General features: G+C 45.3%; 6 protein-coding genes. 5 read left to right on the top strand and 1 reads right to left on the bottom strand.

Annotation, left to right across the window (positions count from 1 at the left end):
• Window positions 1-13 precede the first annotated feature (13 nt).
• Complete coding sequence (locus M3630_RS27650; RefSeq protein WP_251254236.1) at window positions 14-1,621, bottom strand: ATP-binding protein; 1,608 nt, start codon at window positions 1,619-1,621, stop codon at window positions 14-16.
• Between the two features lie 266 nt (window positions 1,622-1,887).
• On the opposite strand from M3630_RS27650, the gene M3630_RS27655 reads away from it, so the two are divergent.
• The 5 genes from M3630_RS27655 (at window position 1,888) to cyoD (ending at window position 6,555) form a co-directional block, all read left to right on the top strand.
• The gene (locus M3630_RS27655; protein ID WP_173609011.1) at window positions 1,888-2,100 is read left to right on the top strand and encodes a hypothetical protein; all 213 of its coding nucleotides are present in this window, start codon (window positions 1,888-1,890) and stop codon (window positions 2,098-2,100) included.
• A 544-nt stretch (window positions 2,101-2,644) separates the two neighbouring features.
• Complete coding sequence (qoxA, locus tag M3630_RS27660; RefSeq protein ID WP_173609010.1) at window positions 2,645-3,631, top strand: cytochrome aa3 quinol oxidase subunit II; 987 nt, start codon at window positions 2,645-2,647, stop codon at window positions 3,629-3,631.
• A 23-nt stretch (window positions 3,632-3,654) separates the two neighbouring features.
• Entirely contained in the window at window positions 3,655-5,625 is a 1,971-nt protein-coding gene (locus M3630_RS27665; protein WP_173609009.1) for a cbb3-type cytochrome c oxidase subunit I, read from the top strand.
• A gap of 2 nt (window positions 5,626-5,627) precedes the next feature.
• The gene (cyoC, locus tag M3630_RS27670; RefSeq protein ID WP_173609008.1) at window positions 5,628-6,236 is read left to right on the top strand and encodes a cytochrome o ubiquinol oxidase subunit III; all 609 of its coding nucleotides are present in this window, start codon (window positions 5,628-5,630) and stop codon (window positions 6,234-6,236) included.
• Window position 6,237: 1 nt separating this feature from the next.
• The gene (cyoD, locus tag M3630_RS27675) at window positions 6,238-6,555 is read left to right on the top strand and encodes a cytochrome o ubiquinol oxidase subunit IV (RefSeq protein ID WP_251254238.1); all 318 of its coding nucleotides are present in this window, start codon (window positions 6,238-6,240) and stop codon (window positions 6,553-6,555) included.
• Window positions 6,556-6,861 lie beyond the last annotated feature (306 nt).

Consider the following 6,861-nt stretch of genomic DNA (forward strand, 5'->3'; position numbering starts at 1 on the left):
GTGGATGGCCTCCTCATCTACTTGCTTTGTCCCATTTCTTGGGGACGACTACGGTGAAACGCGCTCCGCCAAGATCACTTTTCCCGAGTGAGATTTGCCCCTCTAACAGCTCGATGGCGTTTTTCACAATAGCCAAACCGAGTCCTCGATTTTCACCTGATTTCGTAGTGACACCGCTTTCAAAGATGCGGGGCTCCAATTCTTTTGATACCCCATGTCCATTGTCTTCGATATCGAAAATGATATCACCACCCAAATCAGTAAAGGACACATGAACCATTGCGTCAGAGCCTTTGTATTCGAGGGCAGCTTCCATCGCGTTGTCGATCAAATTGCCGAGAATAGTGACCAATACCTTTGTATCCAAGCTGTCAGGTACATTTCCCAAATAGCTATCCTGATCAATTTCGAGTAATACCTTCAGTTCTTTGGAACGATTGATTTTCCCTAGCAGACAAGCTGCGATGAAGGGCTCTTTGACTGAACTCATAATGAAGGCAAGAATATCCTGCCGTTCCTTTACTTCATCGGTGATGAGTTCGATTGCTTTGTCGTACTCCTTTAGCTTGAGGAGACCGTAAATGGTGTTCAAACGATTTAAATATTCGTGATTTTGCGCACGCATATTATCCGAAAAGGAACTGATCTTGGTAATTTCTTCGGTGAGCTGCTCGATTTCAGACTCTGGACGAAATGTGAAGACCACCCCTCTGATTTCATTATTGCTCAAAATAGGAGAGTAGTCGGTTATAAAAATTTCGTGTCCCAGCAAAATTTTGTAATTCATTTCTTGTGTATTTCGATTGACAGAATGAATGATGTCGCGCAATTGCGGGCTAGCAATCGATTTCCCTACGGCCAAATCCTCTTGGAGGAGGGAACGTGCGCGTTTATTCATCGAGACGACACGCCCTTGCATATCGACTGCTACCGTAGCATCGCGAATCGATTCAAGAATAGCTGTTTTTTCCGTAAACAAAAATGAGATTTCTTCTGGCTCAAGACCAAAGATCAATCGCTTGACTCTTCTGGCAATGATAAAAGCGCCAATCATTCCGATAACTAGCAGCATAAGAGACAAGGCGACGACCCTTTCCTTGTATTCCGCGACCTTTTTCTCTACATCACTCATGACATAGCCGACAGAGGAGACGCCAATGGTTTCGCCTTTCTTGTTGACGATCGGTGTTTTCGCTTTGATAGCTGGACCTGAAATGCCTGTCCCACGATAAATGACCGATCGATTTTCTAAAAAGACGGGGTCATTGCTGGTTCCCATTGGTAATCCAATCTGCTTTGGGTCGTAGTGAGAGTACCGAATACCGTCCTTGTTTCCAATCACAACATAGCTGGCGCCCGTTTCCTTTCGAATGGTTTCGGCTATCGGTTGTATCACCTTGGAAGGATCATCGGTCCCAAAGGCTGCAATGATGCGTTCGTCCATGGCAGATAGCTTGGCGACCGTCATGGCTTGCTGACCAATATAGCGATCCAAAATGTCATCTAATATGAGGGAAAATAAGGCAGTTCCTATCCCCATGCTGATCAGGACAACGATGGAAATGAGGAGAACCATTTGGGTCAAGAGGCTGATGCGGGCTTTTTTTGGTGTATGAACCATGGGCAAACCACCTTCGATGACAGATCAAGATACTATAAATGTATGAAACCGTTTACTCCATTCATTATAACAATAACGCTTTCACATTTGTGACACAAAGTAAATTTGTAACAATACGATAGCCAATAGGTTTATGAAAAAAGTTTTGACAAATTTTTTATAAAAAATTGAACAAAATATGAACAACAAGTGAATATTATGTTACAATAGGAGCATAAAACAAAAACGGTCACGCAAAAAATCTATGATGATAGGGGTTTTGTGTTATGAATAACGATCGAAAAGCAGCAGATGTATTAAGATGGATGGCTTGGACAGTATTATTCGTAGGTGCCGTTATTATGGCTTTCACTGCAAACGATTTCAGATCAGAGAACTTGCCGTTGATGGTGTCGATCGGATTTTTGATCGCTGGCATGAATATCTTCATTATGAGCACGGTGTTTCGCTTGATGACACTAAAAAGAACTGACGCTTAAGTTAGTTAAAAATAGTCCCATAATCCCTCTCATTTTCTTCATTATAATGAGAGGTTTTTTATTTATACGGAAATTTGCCGTCAGCCAAATAAGGCTGGCGTTTTTTTGTTTTTTTTATTAAAAGTGAAAAGAAATCTTGACAATCCAAATTGGGTGGCATGACCAAAAATGGGTGTCAAAGATCATTACAGGAGAATCCTAACAAGAATATGATCAACTCGTGACTGGTATGTGAACACTTTGTAACAGAAAAGCTACGAAATATTGAACGTCGTTAAAAACAAGTACAAAAGCTCGCAGACTCTGATAGTATGTATATGCGGCAAATAGTGAAGTTCACTTGTGTTAAAAAACCCCTATTGTGAGGAACTCTCGAAAAGTGTGAATGCACGTAAAATAAAGAAGGTTTTCCAAAACCTCGTTCGAGACCTCTCCATAGAGAGTGACTGCACTATCGACAAACGTGAGGCAAAGTTCACCCGAAAAGAACTGCGCTCTCAAAGTATTACATGCTCGTTGTTTGTGACTAGGAGGGATTAGGAGAATGAGCGGAGGAAAAATGCTGAGGCATATCCAGTTTTGGATCTTGGCAGTGTTGGGCACCGTTCTGCTGACAGGCTGTGGTAGCGAATACCTCGTCTTGAATCCAAAAGGACCTGTAGCAGAAACGCAGTACAATCTCATTATTATTTCCACGATATTGGTCGCTGTCATTATCGTTCCGGTTATTGCGCTTACCGCTTTCATTGTATACCGCTATCGGGATACACCGGGCAATAAAGCAAGTTACAAGCCGGAGTGGGCACACAGTACAACCCTAGAGGTAATTTGGTGGATTATTCCTATCGTTATCGTTGCATTGCTGGGTTACTTTACTGTCCGTGATGTTTATGTGTTAAAAGAAAACCCGAATAAAGAAGTTGCCCCTATGACCATTCAGGTTACGGCTTTGGACTGGAAATGGATGTTCACGTATCCAGAACAAAATATCGCAACTGTTAACCATTTGGAGATTCCAGCAGGCGTACCGATTCGCTTCCAGGTATCTGCTGATGCACCGATGAACTCTTTCTGGGTTCCAGAATTGGGTGGACAGATTTATGCGATGGCGGGAATGGCTACTGAGTTGTATCTGCAAGCAGATGAACCAGGTACATTCGCTGGATTTAGCTCCAATTTCTCTGGTGAAGGCTTCGCTAAAATGCAGTTCGATGTAGTCGCAAAACCAAAAGATGAGTTCGATAAATGGGTGAAAGAAGTAAAAGGTACGACACCAGCTATGACGAAGGCAGATTATGAAGAACTTCGCAAGCCTGGCGTGACAGATAAGTTTACGTACTCTGCATTCCCAGAAGGTATGTTTGAAGAGATCGTTGCGAAATATGGCCATGGTCACGATATGGACTATGTGATGGAGAAAATGCCTGCGCCTGCAGGTGACAAGTCTTCTAGTGAGACTTCGCTAAATACGCAGCATAAGACTGAATCGCACAACATGCCTGGAATGAATCATTCCAGTATGAACCACTAGGCGAGAGGGAGGAGGAATACCACGTGTGGGAGAACATTAAGGATTTTGCATCCACGTTCTTTGTAACAGGTGACCCACTGATTTACGGTGCGGACGTATCGATTGTACTGACCATCATTGCAATCTTATTCGTTCTGACTAAGTATAAAAAATGGGGTTGGCTATGGCGCGAATGGTTGACTACAGTTGACCATAAGCGTATTGGTATTATGTATTTGATCGCATCGCTTCTGATGCTGTTCCGCGGTGGGGTTGATGCCCTGCTGATGCGTGTACAACTGGCATTCCCGAACGTAGAATTCCTGCACTCGGATCACTATAATGCCATCTTTACGACTCACGGTACGATCATGATTTTGTTCATGGCGATGCCGATGATGTTTGCCTTGTTTAACATGGTAGTACCGCTTCAACTCGGTGCTCGAGATGTAGCGTATCCGTTCTTGAACGCACTCAGCTTCTGGCTGTTTATGCTCGGTGCGATGCTGTTCAACCTTTCGTTCGTAATCGGGGGCTCCCCAGACGCTGGTTGGTTGTCTTACCCGCCATTGTCACAAAATGAATTCAGCCCTGGACCAGGTCAGAACTTCTATATTTGGGGGATTCAAATCTCCGGTATCGGTAGTTTGGCGACAGGGATTAACTTTATCGTAACGATTCTCAAAATGCGTGCACCTGGCATGAAGCTTTCCAAAATGCCATTGTTTAGCTGGTCCGTATTGTCCAGCTGCATTATGATTATCTTCGCTTTCCCAATTTTGACTGTAACATTGGCTCTGTTGTTCCTTGACCGTTTCGCAGGTGCCCACTTCTTCACAATGGACGGCGGCGGTAATCCGATGATGTACCTCAACCTCATCTGGATGTGGGGTCACCCTGAGGTATACATCGTAGTAGTACCAGCTTTCGGTATTTTCTCCGAAATCGTGGCTACGTTCTCACGTAAAAAGATTTTCGGCTACAAATCAATGGTTTGGGCGATGATGATCATTGCCGTTGTATCGTTCTTTACATGGGCTCACCACTTCTTCACAATGGGTACGAGCGCAAGTGTTATCGCCTTCTTTGCGATATCAACGATGATTGTAGGGATCCCGACCGGGGTTAAGGTCTTTAACTGGCTGTTTACAATGTATCGTGGTCGGATATCCTTTAAACAACCAATGCTGTGGACCATTGCCTTTATCCCGTGCTTCGTAATTGGTGGAGCGACAGGGGTAATGCTGGCAGTAGCTCCGGCAGACTATCAGTATCACAACAGTTACTTCCTGGTTGCCCACTTCCACCAAGTATTGATCGGTGGGGTAGTGTTCGGTTACCTGGCTGGTATTTACTACTGGTGGCCAAAACTGTTCGGTTTCAAGCTCGACGAGAAACTGGGCAAATGGGGCTTCTGGTTCTGGAATATTGGTTTCTACGTGTGCTTTATGCCGCAATACGCGCTCGGTTTCATGGGTATGACTCGCCGTTACTACACGTACGGTTGGGATCGCGGTTGGGCAGACCTGAACCTGGTATCCACTGTAGGGGCATTCATGATGGGTATCGGTTTCATCTTCCAAGTATGGCAAATCGCTTACAGCATCAAGCATGGTGAGCGCGACACGACAGGCGATCCATGGAATGGTCGTACGCTGGAGTGGTCGATTCCGTCACCTGCACCGTTCTACAACTTTGCTGTTGTTCCACAAGTGAAAGAGCTCGATGACTGGTGGGAAACAAAAGAAGCAAAAGCAAATGGCACCTATAAAGAACAACCGGCCAAACTGGAGCCGATTCATATGCCGAAGAACTCTGGAATTCCGTTTATCATGGCGAACTTCTGGTTCCTGGTAGGTTTTGGTTTCACATTTGGATGGGTTTGGATGGCCGTTATTGGATTCATTGGAGTATTCGCATGCATGTGGGCACGCTCCTTCCAATACGACACGGATTATTACGTACCGGTGGAGGAAGTGCGTCGCACTGAGGCTTCACTGGGGAGGGTGGTGTAACGATGGCTACGAATCATGACCATGGTCACGGCCACGACCACGACCATCATGAAGAGCATGAGCAACTTAAAGTTCTCGGTTTTTGGATTTTCGTTGTAACAGACTGCGTGTTGTTCGGTACGTTGTTTGCAACATATGCGGTAATGATGAATAGCTTTGCTGGTGGACCAACTGGACAGGAATTGTTCCAGCTGCCAGGCGTTATTGCTTCAACCTTCATCTTGTTGACAAGTAGCTTTACCAGTGGTCTCGCTGTTCTGGCAATGAACAAAGGCAATGTCAAGCAGCTGATTGCTTGGCTGGCTGTAACTGGTCTTTTGGGACTGTCTTTCGTAGTGTTGGAAGTCACTGAGTTCATGCACTTGATGAGCGAAGGCGCAACCATGGCGACTAGCGGCTACTGGTCCGCTTTCTACACACTGGTTGGTACACACGGATTGCACGTAACGCTTGGTCTGTTCTGGATGACTGCGTTGATGATGCAGCTGAAGCGTCGTGGGATCTCTGCGGTTACTCGCCGCAAAATTACCAACTTTAGCTTGTACTGGCACTTCCTTGACGTTGTGTGGATCTTCCTCTTCACAGTCGTTTACTTGATGGGGGTGATGTAAGGTGGCACAACATCAAAACCATGGCGGACATCATAGTCACGGATCGATGAAAGAGTACGTAATCGGTTTTATCCTGTCGATCGTGCTCACCATTATCCCACTCGTGCTGGTCATGAACTCGATGCTGAGTAAAACGGCGACCATGATCGCGATCTTGGTAATGGCGGTCTTGCAGTTCGTAATTCAGTTGGTCTTCTTCATGCACATCCGCGAAGGAGAAAAACCACGCTACAACGTACAGACATTGATTCTTGGACTTGTGATTGTATTTACAATCGTTGCAGGTTCCCTCTGGATCATGTTGTTTAACAAATATTAATCCGTTAAGAGCGTGGCACAGGCGATTCGTTGCTTGTGCCGCGTTTTTTGTTTATTTGTAGCTGTCGTGGAGGGAAGAAGCGCATTTCCAGTCTACGCTTCGGCCTACGCCCCGCAAGGGGTGGGGACTGTCCGCTCCGAAAAAAATGGCGGGAGCGCTTCAAACGTTGAAGTTTCGATGAAGGATTCCATAAGTTATTATGAACGAGGACAGCCCCTATTCGTAACTTCGTAGGTTACTCTGGCTACACTAAGGGCAAGTACGCCAATAGACAGAGCGCTACAATACGAAAGGAGCTGCTACTTA

The sequence above is a fragment of the Brevibacillus sp. MER 51 genome (assembly GCF_023714195.1).
Classification (GTDB): Bacteria; Bacillota; Bacilli; order Brevibacillales; family Brevibacillaceae; genus Brevibacillus.

What these genes read in the sequence shown, in the direction of transcription:
- M3630_RS27655 (WP_173609011.1), top strand. Translation starts at nt 1,888, where the DNA reads ATGAATAACGATCGAAAAGCAGCAGATGTATTAAGATGGATGGCTTGG.
- M3630_RS27650 (WP_251254236.1), bottom strand. Translation starts at nt 1,621, where the DNA reads ATGGTTCATACACCAAAAAAAGCCCGCATCAGCCTCTTGACCCAAATG.
- cyoC (WP_173609008.1), top strand. Translation starts at nt 5,628, where the DNA reads ATGGCTACGAATCATGACCATGGTCACGGCCACGACCACGACCATCAT.
- qoxA (WP_173609010.1), top strand. Translation starts at nt 2,645, where the DNA reads ATGAGCGGAGGAAAAATGCTGAGGCATATCCAGTTTTGGATCTTGGCA.